Source organism: Aeromonas sp. ASNIH1 (genome assembly GCF_002934285.1).
Classification (GTDB): Bacteria; Pseudomonadota; Gammaproteobacteria; order Enterobacterales; family Aeromonadaceae; genus Aeromonas; species Aeromonas caviae.
The window spans coordinates 1,715,495-1,731,460 of record NZ_CP026228.1 but is presented as its reverse complement, the minus strand read 5'-3'; the positions used below and the strand labels follow the sequence as shown (position 1 = coordinate 1,731,460).

Genomic DNA, 15,966 nt, shown 5'->3' with positions numbered 1-15,966 from the left:
TCCCCCATTCCTGAGCCTCTCTGACACAGTAGATACCATGACCCATCCCTTCCTGTTTCACCCCCAGGCGGCACCCTGGTTCAAAGAGAGTGCCGACACCCTGCAGCTCACCCTGTTCAGCGAGCTGGACGCCCCCATCCGCGAGGTGTGGCTGCGCCACGAGCCGGACAACGAGGAGTATCTGGTCGCCATGACGCCGGTCGCCACCCGGGACAGGCTTCAGGTCTGGCAGGTCGAACTGCCGCTGGCCAGGGGGCAGGAGATCCACCTCTACTGCTTCAAGTGCCTCACCGACGAGGAGCAGTGGTGGCTGCACGGGGCAGGCGTCAGCGCCGCCATGCCGCCGCGGGAGCAGCATTTCCGCTTCAACAGCCATCACCAGCCCCCGGCCTGGGTGCAGGATCAGGTGTTCTACCAGATCTTCCCCGACCGCTTCTGCAACGGCGACCCGTCGCTGAGCGTCAAGCATCACGAGTACGAGTACAGGGGCAAGGCGGTCATCAGCAAGGCCTGGGGCGAGCCGGTCAGCCGCCACGAAGAGGGGCACGGCGCCTGTGAATTCTACGGCGGGGATCTGGCGGGCATCGACGCCAAACTGCACTACCTGCAATCCCTGGGGGTGACGGCGCTCTACCTCAACCCCATCTTCGATTCGCCGAGCAACCACAAGTACGACACCCAGGACTACTTCAAGGTGGATGCGCACCTCGGTACCAATGCCCAGTTTGCCGAGCTGACCCGCAACCTGCACCAGCGCGGCATGAGGATCATCCTGGATGCGGTGGTCAACCACACCTCCACCGAGCACCCCTGGTTCTGCCCGCCGCTGGGCGCCCAGAGCAACCCGGACTCCCCCTGGCGCAGCTTCTACACCTTCGATCAGGAAGGGGATTATGTTAGCTGGAAAGGGATCCGCAGCCTGCCCAAGCTGGATTTCTCAAGTGAACAGGTGCAGGACGCCGTTTATCGGGCAGACAACGCCATTCTGCGCTACTGGATGCGCGCCCCCTACCAGATCGATGGCTGGCGCTTTGACGTCATCCACATGCTGGGGGAGCGGGGCACTGCCGAGGGCAATCGCGGCCATGTGCGCGCCATTCGCGGCGCGGTGAAGCAGGAGAATCCGGACGCCTACGTGCTGGGCGAGCACTTCTTCGAGGCGAGCCAGTGGCTGCAGGGGGATCAGGAGGATGGCGCGATGAACTACTACGGCTTCGCCCACCCCATCCGCGCCTTCCTGGCGGGGCAGGACATTGCCTATCATCCCATCAAGATCAGCGCCACCGAGCTGGATCACTGGCTCAAGCTGGCGCGGGCCCATATTCCGTTCAAGAACCAGCTGGCCCAGTTCAACCTGCTGGACAGCCACGACACCGCCCGCTTCCTGCACCTGCTGGGGGAAGACAAGCAGCGGATGCGACTCGCCGCCACCCTGCTCATCACCTACATCGGCGTGCCCTCCATCTACTACGGCGACGAGGTGGGGCTCTCCGGCGGCAACGACCCGGACTGCCGCCGCTGCTTCCCCTGGGATACCACCGACTGGGATCACGTGCTGCACGACCACTATCGCCGCCTGATCCAGCTGCGCCGCCAGCGCCCGGCCCTGCGTCGGGGAGACATCCAGACCCTCTACGCCGGCCCTCACAGCTATGTGTTCGCCCGTACCCTGCAAAGCGATCAGGTGGTGGTCGCCTGCAACCGCCACCCCACGGAGCCGCGCACCATCAGCCTGCCCCTGTGGCAGACCGCCAGCCCCGCCAGCCGCTTCACCGACGCCTTCAACGGCGACAAGTTCGAGGTGGTGCAGGGGGAGGTGCAGCTCACCATCCCGGCCAACTCCGCCAGGGTACTGCTGTCGAGCTAGGGATAGCGGCAATAGAAAACCGGCGCTCGGGGCGCCGGTTATTTTATGCCTGCATCCCCCGAAGTGACGGATGCTGCCTCATCGCTGTTTTTCGATCCGATAGCCCTACGCCGCCATGTGTGATGCGACGAATGCATCAAACATCATCTCTTCATCAGTAGTTGATGCTGACATAGGGGACTTCGGTCACATCCCACGCCTGCTTGAGGTAGACGGTGAGCACGAAGAAGAAGTTGGCCAGCAGGTTGGCGAAGCGATAGAGGATGGGATCGAAGCGCACGCCGCTCTCTTCCAGGCGTACCAGCAGACGCACCACCTTCTTGCTGCCACAGCGGCACAGGTGCAGGGTGGGAATGGGCTGGGGCCCCTGGGGCAGCACGAAGCCGGTCACCCGGCCGCGACTCGCCTCGTTGTAGTGATCGTACCGTCCCTTCAGCCAGTCCAGATCCTCCTCGAAGATGCCGAGCCGTCCCCGCACCGAGCCGTTGAGGTTGTAGATGAGCCGCTGCAGGGTCGCCAGATCCGCCATCACGGGCTGGGTATCCTCATCCGGTATCAGATGAGAGAGCACGGCCCCCACCTGGCAGCAGAGCTCGTCGGTGGCGATCTCGTAGTCGCACTGGAACTGGGTTTCGAAGATGAAGGGGTAGCAGAGCTCGCGCTTGTCTCTTGGCTTCTTGGGGTTCATGGCATCGCCGGGCTGGGGAAAAGGGCAGTGTGCCAGCCCGGGGACGGGCTGGCAAACACCCCGCCCCCGCCGGCATCACGGGGGCGTCACCAGACTAGCCGGTCGCCATCTGCTGGCCAAGCAGCCGCATGGCCTCCAGCATCCGCTGGTTGAAGCCCATGAAGCCTGCCCCCTGGGTCGCCCCGTCCTGACCCCGCGCCGCCAGCACGGTGGGTGTCAGCGCCTCCTGCTGGGAAGGGGGCAGCAGGGCGTCGGCCTGCTGCTGCAACCGGCTGAGCCTCGGCAGGTAGTCCGCCAGGGGCTTGAGGCTCTCCTGCAGGGAACTGGCCCCCTGGTAGGTCTGACTCAACTTGGCCGATTGCTTGAGCTTGAGGGAGTAGGAGACCAGCTGGCTGTCATCCAGTTGCAGCCCGCTCAGCCCGTCCGCCAGGGTCTTGCCGTCGCCCCCCTTGAAGAACTGCCCGGCCAGCTCGTCCAGCCCCTTGACCAGGGTGCCGATGGCATCCATCTCGGCACTGTCGAGATCCCCCTCCAGGGAGAAGTCGAAGCTCTGGCTCGACTTGAGGCTGAACTGGCTGCCACCCCCGTCGCTCTGGGACTTGAACTGCCAGCTGTCGCTGAAGCGCAGCATCACCTTGTCCCCGTCCCGGGTCTCGATCTCGAGGAGGGCCTGCTGGCGGCTGGCCATCCTGGCATCCCCCAGATCCGTGGTCGACACCTTGCCGAAGAACTCCTTCTCGAACTCGTCGAGCCCCTTCTGGATCAGCTTGTAGCTCTGATCCATGCCGGTCTTGATGTCCTCGTTGTCCGCCCAGTCACCGAGCTGCTTCCTGGCGTCACCGAAGCCCTTGTCCACCCCCTTGCGGGCCTGCTCCATCATCTTGGTCAGGTCGTCGTCGGACTTGCCGTCGGCACGGGCCGCGCCTATCCGCCCGGTGACGAACTGCAACACGTTGTCCGCCACCGACTGGAAATCGAACAGGGTCTCCGGGGTGATCTCCTGGGGTTCCTTCACCTTGGGTGCCTTGTAGCCCTGGCCGTTGATCTCCAGCGCAAATTGCAGCGCCTGCTGGATCAGCACCTGGGCCCATTTCGGGGGCTTGTTCAGGGAGACCTCATCCCCCTTGTCCGCCGTCTTCGACTCCGTCTGTTGAGGCGATTTGGGAGCAATGCCCACTCCCTTGGGTTGGGCTGCGCCCATGCCATCAATTTGCATCATTACTCTCCCGCCTATAGTGGTGGATCGGTTATCGGCCCGACTGGCCACTTCTTGACCACAAAAAACTTGGACAATCCGCAACGGCCTTTTAAAATCCCCACCCTTTGGTTGGCTGCGGCCTTCCCCCGGTCTTTCCCCGGCTCAGCCCGGTGCATGCGAGATATCCATGACTCAATCCCAGCCCTCTTCCGCCGACGCCCAGGGCAGACGGACTCCTGCCGACTACCAGGCCCAGCTCGACGAGAAGCGCGATCGCCTCACCCAGCTGTTCGCCCCCTTCAATCCGCCTGCGCTGGAGCTGCACGCCTCTCCCGCCGAGCACTACCGGATGCGCGCCGAGTTCCGCATCTGGCACGAGGGGGACGACCTCTTCCACTGCATGTATGCACCGGCCACCAAGGAGATCATCCGGGTCGACAGCTTCCCCACCGCCAGCCTGCTCATCAACCGGCTGATGCCGGTGCTGCTGGCCGGGCTACGCCCGCACCCCGTGCTGCGCAAGAAGCTGTTCCAGATCGACTATCTCTCCACCCAGTCCGGCCAGATCTGCGTCAGCCTGCTCTACCACCGCAAGCTGGAAGCCGAGTGGCAGCAGGCCGCCGAGGCGCTGCAGGCCGACCTGCGTGCCAAGGGGTTCGAGCTGCAACTGATTGGCCGCGCCCACAAGCAGAAGATCTGCCTGGGGGATGACTTCGTCATCGAACGCCTGACCGTGCAGGGGCGCGAGCTGGTCTACAAGCAGGTGGAAAACAGCTTCACCCAGCCCAACGCCGCCATCAACGAACAGATGCTGGGCTGGGCCCTGGACGTGACCAAGGGGAGCGAGGGGGACCTGCTGGAGCTCTACTGCGGCAACGGCAACTTCTCCATCGCCCTGGCGCAGAACTTTCGCAAAGTGCTGGCCACCGAGATCGCCAAGCCGAGCGTGGACTCCGCCCAATTCAACATCGCCGCCAACGGCGTCGACAACCTGATCATCCTGCGCATGTCAGCGGAGGAGTTCACCATGGCGATGCGCGGCGAGCGGGAGTTCAACCGCCTCAAGGGGGTCGATCTCGGCGCCTACCAGTGCAACACCATCTTCGTCGACCCGCCCCGGGCCGGTCTGGACGACGCCACCGTCAAGCTGGTGCAGGATTACGACAACATCCTCTACATCTCCTGCAACCCAGAGACCCTGCAGGCCAACATGGCCGTGCTCGGTGAAACCCACGAGATCGCCCGCTTCGCCCTGTTCGACCAGTTCCCCTGGACCCACCACATGGAAGCCGGGGTGTACCTGAAGCGCAAGGGCGGCTGATCCGGGCGGTTCCCCGGCTGCTCCATGGCAGCCGGAGCCGCTATGGCCACTGAAGGGCACGGATCCTGCCTCATCGCGCCGCCCCGACCCGCCACGGGACAAGTGGGGGCGGCCCGATACCAACCGCTTCATCCTGTCCCCCCTTCTCCCCCGGGAGAAGGGGCAAAAACCCCCGCATTGATTAGTTATCCCGGTGCAGAGCGCGGACGCAGCCGTTATGCTGGCGACACGCCCACTCACGCCATGACCGGGGAATCACGCCACCATGCCACGCGTTCTGTTTGTTGAAGACGATCCCGAGATTGGCCAGCTCATCAGCAGCTGGCTCGGTCGCCACGACATCGAGGTGCTGCTGGAGACCCGGGGTGACCGGGCTCTCGACAGGGCCCTGGCCGAGCAGCCGGATCTGGTGCTGCTCGACATCATGCTGCCGGGGCAGGATGGCCTCTCCCTGTGCCGGGATCTGCGCCCGCGCTTTGCCGGCCCCATCGTCATGCTCACTTCGCTCGACAGCGACATGAACCAGATCCTGAGCCTGGAGCTGGGGGCCAACGACTACATCCTCAAGACCACGCCCCCCCCGGTGCTGCTGGCCCGGCTGCGAGTCCAGTTTCGCCAGCAGGGGCAGAGCCAGCAGGCCGTGGTCCCCGCCGCCCCGCCCCAGCGCCTGCAGTTCGGCCGCCTCCAGATAGACGGCCCGGGTCGGGACGTGCGCCTCGATGGGGAGAGCATCCCCCTCTCCACCGCCGATTTCGACCTCCTGTGGGAGCTGGCCTGCCACGCCGGCCAGATCCTGGGGCGGGAGGCGCTGTTTCGCAGCCTGCGGGGGCGCGACTACGACGGCCAGGATCGCAGCATGGACGTGGCCATCTCCCGTCTGCGCCGCCGGCTCGGGGATGACAGAAACAACCCGACCCGCATCAAGACGGTGCGCCAGAAGGGTTATCTACTCGTACCCCAGGCTTGGGAATGAGCTGGTGTCTCACACGCCTGCACACCAGAAGCCAGGGAATGACAGCAACAACTCGATCTGGATCAAGACGGTGCGCCAGAAAGGTTACCTGCTGGTGCCCCAGGCCTGGGAATAAGCCCCGCCGAATGACCTTGATGCACTCAGCCTTCTCCCCTTGCGGGAGAAGGGTTGGGGATGAGGGGCAACAAGGCAATGTCCAGACGCAATCCAGGCAAGAGGAGAGCCCCGATGCGACGCCTGTTTATCCAGTTCTATCTGCTGCTGATAGGCTGCTTCACCCTCGCCATTCTGCTCATCGGGCTGGTCTATCAGGTCAGTGCAGAGCGGGCGGGGGACCGTTATCTGGAGCGGATGATGCAAGGCTCCCTCGGCCTGCTCACTGGCGAGCTGGCCCGGCTGCCGCCGGAACACTGGGCCACCCGCACCGGCGAGCAGAGCCGCCAGCTCAATCTGCCGCTGCAGATCGGCGTCCTCGCCAACCAGCCCCTGGCCAGCGAGGATCAGGCCTTCCTCGAGGCGGGCAACATCGTCATCGTCGAGGAGGATGACACCTTCCTGCAGCGCATCCCGAACACCGACAAGGTGCTGATCGTCGGCCCCGTCCCCTACCTCTCCTACCTGCACGAGCTGCACTGGGTGGACGTGGGGCTGCTGCTGCTCATCGGCCTTTCCCTCGGCCTGCCCATCCTGCTCTGGCTGCGCCCCCACTGGCGCGGCCTGCAACAGCTCGAACAGACCGCCCGCCGGGTCGGCGACGGGGATCTCTCCTGTCGCACCGGTTTGCCGCCCGGCAGCAGCCTGAGCCGGGTTGGCCGCACCTTCGACCAGATGGCGGAGCAGTTGCAGGCCATGCTGGCCAGTCGCAAACAGTTGACCGACGCCATCGCCCACGAGCTGCGCTCCCCCCTGGTGCGGCTGCGCTATCGCCTCGCCATGCTGGCCGAGCCTCCCTCACCCGAGGAGCAGCAGGGGCTGGAGCGGGACCTCGGCACCCTCGATGCCCTCATCGAGGAGATGCTCACCTATGCCAGGCTCGATCGCCCCGAACTGCCGCTGCAATGCAGCGATCTGGAGCTCGGCAGCTGGGCCGGAAGCCGCCTGGCCGACTGGCAGGCCCTGCGACCGGACAAGCGGCTCGACTTCGTGCGCCCGGCCATGGCTCTGCCCTGGCGCGGCGACACCCGATTGCTGGACCGGGCGCTGGAAAACCTCATCGGCAACGCCCTGCGCCATGCCACCAGCCAGGCAAGCCTCTGCATAGCGCGACAGGGGGACGACTATCTGCTGGAGGTGGCCGACGATGGCCCCGGCATCGATCCCGCGCTGGCCCCGCAAATCTTCGAGCCCTTCGTGCGCCTGGATCAGAGCCGGGACAGACGCACCGGCGGCGCCGGGCTGGGGCTGGCCATCGTGCGCAGCATCGCCCGCCACCACGGCGGCGAGGTGCAACTGCTGCCAAGCCGCAGCGGTGCCCGTTTCTGCCTGACCCTGCCCGTACATTTGGATACAAACCGTCACCAGTCGCTCACTGAACCGCAGGTCGAACAACCCTAGGATGAAGTCATGGAGAAACGCTCCATGTCATCAAACCGAACGAGGAACTGGAATATGAACAAGCTGATCCCCCTGACTCTGGCCGCTGTCTTCGCCCTGACCTCCGGCTTCACCATGGCCGCCACCCCGACCAAGGCCGCCGCTCCCCACGCCACCCAGACCAAGGTCGTGAAAAAGCATCACAAGGCTGCCCACGCCAAGGCGCCGGCCGTCAAGGTTGCCCCCAAGACCAAGTAAGCTGCCCGCTTCCGTCATGAAAAAGGGGCCCCCGACAGGGGGCCCCTTCTGTTTTTTACGCGCTTGCCGTGACTCAACCCAGCATGTAATCCGCCGGCAGTTCGATGCGGGCCACCCCGGAGGCAACCGCCGCCAGTGCCACGGCACAGGCAACCCGCGGCAGCAGGCGGGCGTCCATGGGCTTGGGAATGACGTAATCCTTGCCGAAGGCGAGTTCACTCACGCCAGCGGCGGTCAGCACCTCTGCGGGTACCGGCTCCTTGGCCAGAGCCCGGATCGCCTCCACTGCCGCGATCTTCATGGCATCGTTGATGCGGCTGGCACGGGCGTCGAGGGCGCCGCGGAAGATGAAGGGGAAGCAGAGCACGTTGTTGATCTGGTTCGGGTAGTCCGAGCGGCCGGTACCCATGATGAGATCCCCGCGCACTCCGTGAGCCAGGGCAGGCTTGATCTCGGGGTCCGGATTGGAGCAGGCGAAGATCACCGGGTTGGGGGCCATCAGGGCCACCGCCTCGGCGGGCAGTACGTCCGGGCCGGAGACGCCGACGAAGACGTCAGCCCCCTCGATCACCTCCATCAGGGTGCGCAGGGGGGTGTCGTTGGCGAAACGCTGCTTGTACTGGTTCAGATCGGTGCGGCCACTGTGGATCACACCCTGGCGGTCCAGCATGAAGATGTTGTGCGGCGCAGCCCCGCACTTGATCAGCAGATCCATGCAGGCGGTGGCGGCGGCACCGGCGCCCATGCAGACGATGCGGCTGGTGCCAATCTCCTTGCCCTGCACTTCCAGCGCGTTGAGCAGCCCGGCGGCGGTGACGATGGCGGTACCGTGCTGGTCATCGTGGAACACCGGGATGTCGCAGCGGGCGATCAGCGCCTCTTCAATCTCGAAGCACTCGGGGGCCTTGATGTCTTCCAGGTTGATGCCGCCGAAGGTGTCGGCGATGGCGGCCACCGTATCGATGAACTGGGCGCTGGTCTCGTGCTTCACCTCGATGTCGATGGCGTCGATGCCGGCAAAGCGCTTGAACAGCAGGGCCTTGCCCTCCATCACCGGCTTGGAGGCCAGCGGGCCCAGATTGCCCAGCCCCAGAATGGCGGTGCCGTTGGAGATGACGGCCACCAGGTTGCCCTTGCCGGTGTAGCGGTAGGCATCGGCCGGATTGGCGGCGATCTCGCGTACCGGTTCGGCAACGCCCGGGCTGTAGGCCAGCGCCAGATCGCGAGCGGTCTCGGCGGGCTTGGTGAGGGCGATGGCGATTTTGCCCGGAACGGGTTGGGCGTGGTAGTCGAGTGCCTGTTGGCGGAGATCGTGCTGCTGATCGGACATGGGGGACCCCGATACGGAAATGAATGAGTGATGCGTTGGCTCGCCAGCGGGCGAGGGCTGAGGATCATAAAGAAATCCCCCGCCCTTTCACAGCATAAAATATCGCTGGCTAGCAATGACAGGCTAGTCAGTAGCATGTCATGCCACCCAAAACTACCCAATTAGTTATAGATTCGATTTCAATCCATGACTGGAATGCCGGCTTTTGCCTCTGCCTGCCGGGCGATGGCCTCCGTCATCCCCTGGAAGATGAAGAGGTGAAACGGCAGCATGGCAAGCCAGTAGGCCAGCCCCCAGGCCCCCTGCGGATGCCAGTGGGCCGTCACCCGCAGCCGGGTCAGGCCGGACTCCAGGGGCTGGATGTTGAACTCCAGCCGACCGACGCCGGGGGCCTTCATGTTGAACAGCAGATCCAGCCTGCGTCCTTCATCCACCCCGAGGATCTGCCAGGAGTCCAGCATGTCCCCCTTCACGAAGCGATCCGGGTTGGTGCGTCCCCGGGTCCGGGCCGGGCCGCCGATCAGATGATCCATCCATTCGCGCACCACCCACAGCTCGTTCATGTAGAAGTAGCGCTGCTCACCCCCCAGTTGCTGCAACACCTGCCACATCACCTCGGGGGCGGCGAGGCAATCCGCCTCCCCGCTGGCGGTGCGGTCGTAGAAGCCATATTCGGGATGACGCCAGCGCAGACCAAGGGGCGTCTCCTCCCCGTGCTGCTCGGCACCGAGCCTCTGCTCCAGCGCCAGGCTCTCCGCCAGCGCCTCATCGAAGCTGAGCAGATGCTGGGGCAGCAGGGCGCGCAAGGGGCCGTCATCCGCCGGGATGTCGTGCTTGAGCCCCCCCACCAGCGCCTTGGCGATGGGTTGGGGAACCGAAGTGGCGAACTGCAGCCACCAGGCGGAGAGCCGGGGGCTCAAAAAGGGGATCGGAATGATGGGGCAGCGTTTGCCGATATGGGCGGCGAATTTTTGGAGCTGCTGCTGGTAGCTGAGCAGCTCGGGGCCCGCCGCATTGAAGATCTGGCCATCCACCCCGTCGGCCTCCACCAGCCCGCCCAGATAGTGCAAGAGGTTGGAGAGGGCGATGGGGGGCGTGCGGGAACGCACCCACTTGGGCGTCACCATCATGGGCAGGTTGTACACCAGATCCCGCATCACCTCGAACGCCGCCGAGCCGGGGCCTATGATGATGCCGGCACGCAGCTCTACCGTGGGCACCCCTGCGCTGCGAAACAGCTCCCCACAGTAGCGCCGGGAGTTGAGGTGGCGACTGTTGCAGGGCTCGGGCTGGATGGCGCCGAGATAGACGATACGGCGCACCCCGGCGGCACGGGCGGCGGCGGCGAAGTTCTTCACTCCCTGCTGCTCCAGCCGGTGAAAACCGGCCCCCGCCCCCATGGCGTGTACCAGATAGAAGACGGTGTCGACCCCCGCCAGCGCAGGGGGCAGGGTGGCAGGCTTGAGGCTGTCGGCGAGGCGAAACGCCACCCCCTCCGGCAGACGGCAGGGACGACGGGCCCCGGCGATGACCCTGTACCCCAGACCCTGCAGATGAGGCACCAGGTAGGATCCTATGTACCCGGCAGCTCCCATCACCAGACATGTGCGCATCGGCTCTTCTCCCTTGGTTGAGCCAACACCATAGGGCAAAGCGGGGAATTACAGAATGGCGGCCAATAAAAAAGGCACCCGATGGGCGCCTTTTTCAGAATTCTTCAGAAGCAAGATTACTTCTTGGAGGTCAAGCCACCGAAACGCTTGTTGAACTTGTCTACGCGGCCGCCGCTAGAAACTTCTTTCTGCTTGCCGGTGTAGAACGGGTGGCACTCGGAGCACACGTCCAGGTTCAGATCTTTACCGATGGTAGAGAAGGTGTTGATGACGTTACCGCAAGAGCACTTGGCGGTGATGGCTACGTAGTCAGGATGGATACCAGCTTTCATGGACAACCTCAATTATCAGGCCGTGTCGCCATCCGATCTCTTGTCGGACACCACACGATTGTTGAACACAGTTTCAAAGGCTGCGAATAATATAGGAAACGCCTGAGATCAGGCAAGTGGCTTCGCAGAAAAAATAGGCAACCCCTGGTGAATTCTTCCCAAACGCTGGATCTGGTTCGTGTGGCTGTGCCGGTGCCGTTACGCCGTCATTTCGACTATCTCTCTCCCCTGCCCTTGCCTGCCCCCGGTTGCCGGGTCGAGATCCCGTTCGGCCCGCAGACCCTGGTCGGTCTGGTGGTGGATCACCCGACCGAGAGCCAGGTCCCCCGCAACAAATTAAAGCCCTTGAAGAGGGTGCTCGACAGCGCCCCCGTGCTGGGGCCCGACATTCTGGCGCTGATGGCCTGGAGCGCCGGTTACTACCAGCACCCGCTGGGAGAGGTACTGCCCCACGCCCTGCCGGTGCTGGTGCGCAAGGGGGAGCCCGCCGCCTATCGGGAGCTGGAGTTCTGGTTTGCCACCGATGCGGGCATGGCCATCGACCTCAACGAGCTCAAGCGGGCGGCCAAGCAGCAGCAGGCCCTCGCCTTGCTGCGCAAGGGGCCGCAGACCCCCTCCGCCCTCAAACAGGAGGAGATCCAGAGCGCAGCCCTCACCGCGCTGGAGAAGAAGGGACTGCTGGAGAAGCGCTCGCTGGAGCCTAGCCATGATGGCGACTGGGCCACCCGCTTCGAGCCGGGGGAGGGGCTGCGCCTCAACGGCGAGCAGGCGCTGGCGGTGGCCGCCGTCACCAGCCAGAGCAACAAGTTCGGAGCCTTCCTGCTGGACGGCATCACGGGCTCCGGCAAGACCGAGGTTTACCTCAGCATCCTCGAGCCCCTGCTCAAGGCGGGCAAGCAGGCGCTGGTGATGGTGCCGGAAATTGGCCTCACCCCCCAGACCATCAACCGCTTCCGGCGCCGCTTCAACGTGCCCGTGGTGGCGATGAACTCCGCCATGAACGACAGGGAGCGGCTCGATGCCTGGCTGGCCTGCCGCGACGGCGGGGCCGCCATTCTGATCGGCACCCGATCCGCGGTGTTCACGCCGTTCAAGGACCTCGGCATCATCATCATCGACGAGGAGCACGACGGCTCCTTCAAGCAACAGGACGGCTTTCGCTACCACGCGCGGGATCTGGCGGTGATGCGGGCCCATCGCGCCGGCATTCCCATCCTGCTTGGATCTGCCACCCCGTCGCTGGAGACATTGCACAACGCCCGTAGCGGCAAGTATCACCACCTCACGCTCACTCGCCGCGCCGGCAACGCCCAGACTGCTCGTCAGGTGATCCTGGACATCAAGAACGTGCGGCTGCAGGCCGGGCTCTCCCCCCAGCTGGAACAGCTGATGGCAGAGCATCTGGCGGCGGGCAACCAGGTAATGCTGTTTCTCAACCGTCGTGGCTATGCCCCGGCTCTTATCTGCCACCAGTGCGGCTGGAGTGCCGCCTGCGAGCGCTGCGACGCCTGGTACACCTGGCATCAGGCCGGGCGACGGCTGCACTGCCACCACTGCGACAGCGTGCGCCCGTTGCCCCATCACTGCCCCGAGTGCGGCAGCAGCGAGCTCATCGGCTCCGGGGTCGGCACCGAGCAGCTGGAGCAGCTGCTCGGCACCGTGTTCCCGCAATATCCGGTGGTGCGCATCGACCGGGACAACACCCGCCGCAAGGGGGAACTCGAAACCCACCTCGGCGACATCAAGGCGGGCAAGTACAAGATCCTGATCGGCACCCAGATGCTGGCCAAGGGCCACCACTTCCCGGACGTGACGTTGGTGGGCCTGCTGGATGTGGATGGCGCCCTGTTCAGCGCCGATTTTCGCGCTGCCGAGAAACTGGCTCAGCTCTACACCCAGGTGGCGGGCCGGGCTGGTCGTGCCAGCAAACCCGGGTTGGTGGTGCTGCAGAGCCACCATCCCGAACACGCCCTGCTGCAGGATCTGACCCAGAACGGCTATGGCCACTTCGCCGATACCGCGCTGAAAGAGCGTCGCCTGCTGGGGCTGCCGCCCTTCAGCCATCAGGGGTTGTTCAGGGCCGAGGCCAACGGCCGGGACGAGGTGCAGTTATTCCTCGCCCGCCTCGCCGATACCCTGCGCAGCGCCCGCTACCCCCAGGTGCAGGTGCTCGGGCCCATCAGCGGCTTCATGGAGCGCAAGGCGGGCAAGTTTCGCATGCAGCTGCTGGTGCAGGGGCCCAGCCGGGCACCGCTGGCCCAGCTGCTCGACTGGGCGGTGAAGGAGCTGGAGGGGTGGCCCGAGACCAAGCGGGTGCGCTGGAGTCTGGATATCGACCCCACGGAACTGAACTAGCGCGGCTCTGCCAGCACGGCCTCCGCCAACACCCTGGCCTGTTCCAAAGCCAGGGGCTGCTGATAGCTGTGGGCCATCACCACGGCCCCTTCCAGCAGCAGGCATAATCCGGTGGCCTGCACCTCGGTGCATTCGAGGGCCTCCCTGACCCAGTTCAGCAACGCCCGCTTGTGGGCCACCACCAGCTTGCGCACCGGATGGCGAGGATCGGAGAACTCGGCGCTCGCGTTGATGAAGTTGCAGCCGTAGAAGTCGCTGCGACCAAACCAGTCCGCAAAGCCATCGAGCAGCGCCAGCAACCTGGCCTCCCGCCCCGACACCCCATCCATCCTGGCATCGAGCAGGGCAAAGAACTCCGCATCCCGCGCCATCAGCACCGCTTCGATCAAGGCATCCTTGGTGGGGAAGTGGCGATAGAGGGTGCGTTTGGTACTGCCTGCCTCGGCCCAGATGCGATCGATGCCGGTGGCGTGAAAGCCGTGACGATTGAACAACCGATAGGCTGTCGTCATCAGCTGTTGCCGTTTGTCGCTCATGGTGACTTTCCTCTTGAAGTACACCGATCTGTCTACCTAATGTCGCAGGCTGGATCAAGTGATCCGGCACAGACAAGGAGACAGGAGATGGAAACAAGACGATGGCGAAGTGCCTGGCTGGCAGGGCTCGGTGCCTGCCTGGCCATAATGTTGCTCGGCTGGCTGGACATGAGCTGGCAGTCGACCCTGTTGATGGCACCGTTCGGGGCAAGCTGTGTGCTGCTCTTCTCACTGCCGGACAGTCCGCTGGCCCGTCCGCAGAACGTGCTGGGAGGCCACCTGTTATCGGCCACCGTGGGGTTGGTGGTGCAATTGCTACCGCTACCGATGGAACTCAAGCTGGCGCTGGGTGTGGGCCTGTCCATTGCACTCATGCAGGGACTGGGGCTGATCCACCCCCCTGCCGGAGCCAATCCACTGTTGATCCTGCTCACCACCCAGTCCTGGCCTTTCCTCTGGCAAACAGTGCTGCCCGGCGCCTTGCTGCTGATCATGGTGAGTCATTGCGCCAGGCGGCTGCAAACGTCACGACTCACAACCACATAAACAACGAGGGGGCCAAGGCCCCCTCGTTGTTTAATAGCAAGGCAAAGATGGCTTATTCGGCGACCTGGGAGACCCCGGTCAGGCGTACCTCGACCCGGCGATCTGGGGCCAGGCAGGCGATCATCTGCGCCTTGGCGCCATCCGGGCAGCTGCCCCCGGTCACGGGCGAAGACTCTCCCCGCCCTTCGGCACGCACCTTGTCGGCAAACAATCCCTTGGCGATGAGATAATCCGCCACCGTGCGGGCACGCTGTTCGGAGAGGGACTGGTTGTAGGCCTCCGAGCCGATGCGGTCGGTATGACCGATCACCGTCGCCACCCCGTCTTTCGGATTGGCCGCCAGGATCTGGGCAAACAGGTTGTCGAGGGCCTGACTGGCGGCTGGCTTCAGGGTCGCCTTGTTGAACTCGAACAGCACATCGGAATCCAGGCTGAACTGTTTCTCCACCAGCACGGGGGCCGGGGCGGGCGCAGGTTCGGGCGCAGGCGTTGGTGCCACCGGCTCTTCGCCGATCTGGCCGAAGCGATAGAGCATGCCGACCGACAGCAGGCCGTTGTCCATCTCGATGCCTGACTCGTCGAGGGAAGTCTTGCCAAGGGGGGTGGTGTACTGGTATTCGAGGCGGGCGGCCCAATCCTTGTCGATGGCGTATTCGACCCCCAGCGCCCCGACAAAGGCGGCACCATGATATTTGTTGCCCTCATGGGATTCGGAGAGGCTGCTGGTGCCATCGCTGGCCCTGACGTTGAGTGAGCTCTCGGTCCAGGCATAGGCCCCCCCGAGACGGCCGTAGATATCCAGTGCCGAGGTTGCAGGCAGGATGATCTTCATGGTGGCCTGCACCATCTGGGCCTTGGCCTCGCCATCGAGTGCGAAATCAACCCCGTTGCCCGAGTAGTGCTTGTCCACCTGATACTTGCCGAGCCAGTCATAGCCGAGCTCAATCGCCACGTTTCTGTTCACCTGATAACCGGCAAACAGCCCCAGACCGAGATCATCGCTGTTCTCGTTCACCTTGGTCGCATCGAACAGCTCTTCGACCTGAGCGTTGTAATCCACCCCGTAATAATTTGACCAGCCGGCCTTGCCGCCGACATACCAGGTGTTGTCCTGGGCGGCAGCCTGCACCGTCCCTGTTGCCATCAAAGCGCCGATCAGGACGGCGAGCATAGATCTGTTCATGGATGAGCCCCTGCAATGAATTGTTATGACGCGGCTGCGTCTCTCTTCCCTGACGGGGCCCTGAACCCAAGCCCCGCATTCAGATTATCCCATCTGCAACCAGCCTCAAACGACCAGGGACTCAGGAGTGTGATATTGCCGACATTATCAGCCACCGTGCCCCCAATCATGGGGGCCGGCGCGTTGCCCATAAAAAAACGAAGAGCCGGGCTCTTCGTTTTTCATCTGGCAAG

General features: G+C 64.2%; 14 protein-coding genes. 7 read left to right on the top strand and 7 right to left on the bottom strand.

Annotation, left to right across the window (positions count from 1 at the left end; translation table 11 throughout):
- The first annotated feature begins 37 nt into the window (after window positions 1-37).
- Window positions 38-1,867, top strand: a complete 1,830-nt coding sequence (malZ, locus tag C2U37_RS08410; protein ID WP_029314873.1) for a maltodextrin glucosidase — start codon at window positions 38-40, stop codon at window positions 1,865-1,867.
- 154 nt (window positions 1,868-2,021) lie between these two features.
- On the opposite strand, the gene C2U37_RS08405 is transcribed toward malZ, so the two are convergent.
- Together C2U37_RS08405 and C2U37_RS08400 are read right to left on the bottom strand one after the other, a co-directional pair.
- The gene (locus C2U37_RS08405) at window positions 2,022-2,555 is read right to left on the bottom strand and encodes an ATP--cob(I)alamin adenosyltransferase (protein ID WP_104452114.1); all 534 of its coding nucleotides are present in this window, start codon (window positions 2,553-2,555) and stop codon (window positions 2,022-2,024) included.
- Window positions 2,556-2,649: 94 nt separating this feature from the next.
- Window positions 2,650-3,771, bottom strand: a complete 1,122-nt coding sequence (locus tag C2U37_RS08400) for a DUF5610 domain-containing protein (protein ID WP_104453205.1) — start codon at window positions 3,769-3,771, stop codon at window positions 2,650-2,652.
- A 169-nt stretch (window positions 3,772-3,940) separates the two neighbouring features.
- Here C2U37_RS08400 and trmA point away from each other — a divergent pair, with 169 nt between their 5' ends.
- The 4 genes from trmA to C2U37_RS08375 all read left to right on the top strand — a co-directional run bounded on the left by trmA (window position 3,941) and on the right by C2U37_RS08375 (window position 7,838).
- Window positions 3,941-5,074: a tRNA (uridine(54)-C5)-methyltransferase TrmA gene (gene trmA / locus C2U37_RS08395; RefSeq protein ID WP_104452113.1), complete on the top strand. Its 1,134-nt coding sequence runs from the start codon at window positions 3,941-3,943 to the stop codon at window positions 5,072-5,074.
- 265 nt (window positions 5,075-5,339) lie between these two features.
- Window positions 5,340-6,047 (top strand): two-component system response regulator RstA, encoded by a 708-nt coding sequence (gene rstA / locus C2U37_RS08390; protein WP_104452112.1) that lies wholly within the window; start codon window positions 5,340-5,342, stop codon window positions 6,045-6,047.
- Between the two features lie 228 nt (window positions 6,048-6,275).
- Window positions 6,276-7,601, top strand: a complete 1,326-nt coding sequence (gene rstB / locus C2U37_RS08380; RefSeq protein WP_104452111.1) for a two-component system sensor histidine kinase RstB — start codon at window positions 6,276-6,278, stop codon at window positions 7,599-7,601.
- A gap of 54 nt (window positions 7,602-7,655) precedes the next feature.
- Window positions 7,656-7,838, top strand: a complete 183-nt coding sequence (locus C2U37_RS08375; protein ID WP_010676075.1) for a hypothetical protein — start codon at window positions 7,656-7,658, stop codon at window positions 7,836-7,838.
- A 73-nt stretch (window positions 7,839-7,911) separates the two neighbouring features.
- Here C2U37_RS08375 and C2U37_RS08370 read toward each other — a convergent pair whose 3' ends face one another.
- From C2U37_RS08370 to rpmE, 3 genes are all read right to left on the bottom strand, one after another.
- Window positions 7,912-9,168 carry a malic enzyme-like NAD(P)-binding protein gene (locus C2U37_RS08370; RefSeq protein ID WP_104452110.1) on the bottom strand — a complete coding sequence of 419 codons (1,257 nt, stop codon included), beginning with the start codon at window positions 9,166-9,168 and terminating at the stop codon, window positions 7,912-7,914.
- A 179-nt stretch (window positions 9,169-9,347) separates the two neighbouring features.
- On the bottom strand, window positions 9,348-10,781 hold the full coding sequence (locus C2U37_RS08365; protein ID WP_104452109.1) for a DUF2867 domain-containing protein: 1,434 nt from the start codon (window positions 10,779-10,781) through the stop codon (window positions 9,348-9,350).
- 116 nt (window positions 10,782-10,897) lie between these two features.
- A complete protein-coding gene (gene rpmE / locus C2U37_RS08360) occupies window positions 10,898-11,113 on the bottom strand; it encodes a 50S ribosomal protein L31 (RefSeq protein ID WP_010676078.1) in 216 nt (71 codons plus the stop codon).
- A 147-nt stretch (window positions 11,114-11,260) separates the two neighbouring features.
- On the opposite strand from rpmE, the gene priA reads away from it, so the two are divergent.
- On the top strand, window positions 11,261-13,468 hold the full coding sequence (priA, locus tag C2U37_RS08355; protein ID WP_104452108.1) for a primosomal protein N': 2,208 nt from the start codon (window positions 11,261-11,263) through the stop codon (window positions 13,466-13,468).
- On the opposite strand, the gene C2U37_RS08350 is transcribed toward priA, so the two are convergent.
- Window positions 13,465-14,004, bottom strand: coding sequence for a TetR/AcrR family transcriptional regulator (locus C2U37_RS08350; protein WP_039039676.1), 540 nt, complete (start codon window positions 14,002-14,004; stop codon window positions 13,465-13,467). The genes priA and C2U37_RS08350 overlap by 4 nt on opposite strands.
- 150 nt (window positions 14,005-14,154) lie before the next feature.
- On the opposite strand from C2U37_RS08350, the gene C2U37_RS08345 reads away from it, so the two are divergent.
- A complete protein-coding gene (locus C2U37_RS08345) occupies window positions 14,155-14,550 on the top strand; it encodes an HPP family protein (protein WP_174213895.1) in 396 nt (131 codons plus the stop codon).
- A gap of 52 nt (window positions 14,551-14,602) precedes the next feature.
- Here C2U37_RS08345 and ompA read toward each other — a convergent pair whose 3' ends face one another.
- Window positions 14,603-15,733 (bottom strand): porin OmpA, encoded by a 1,131-nt coding sequence (gene ompA / locus C2U37_RS08340; protein ID WP_104452107.1) that lies wholly within the window; start codon window positions 15,731-15,733, stop codon window positions 14,603-14,605.
- Between the last annotated feature and the right edge of the window lie 233 nt (window positions 15,734-15,966).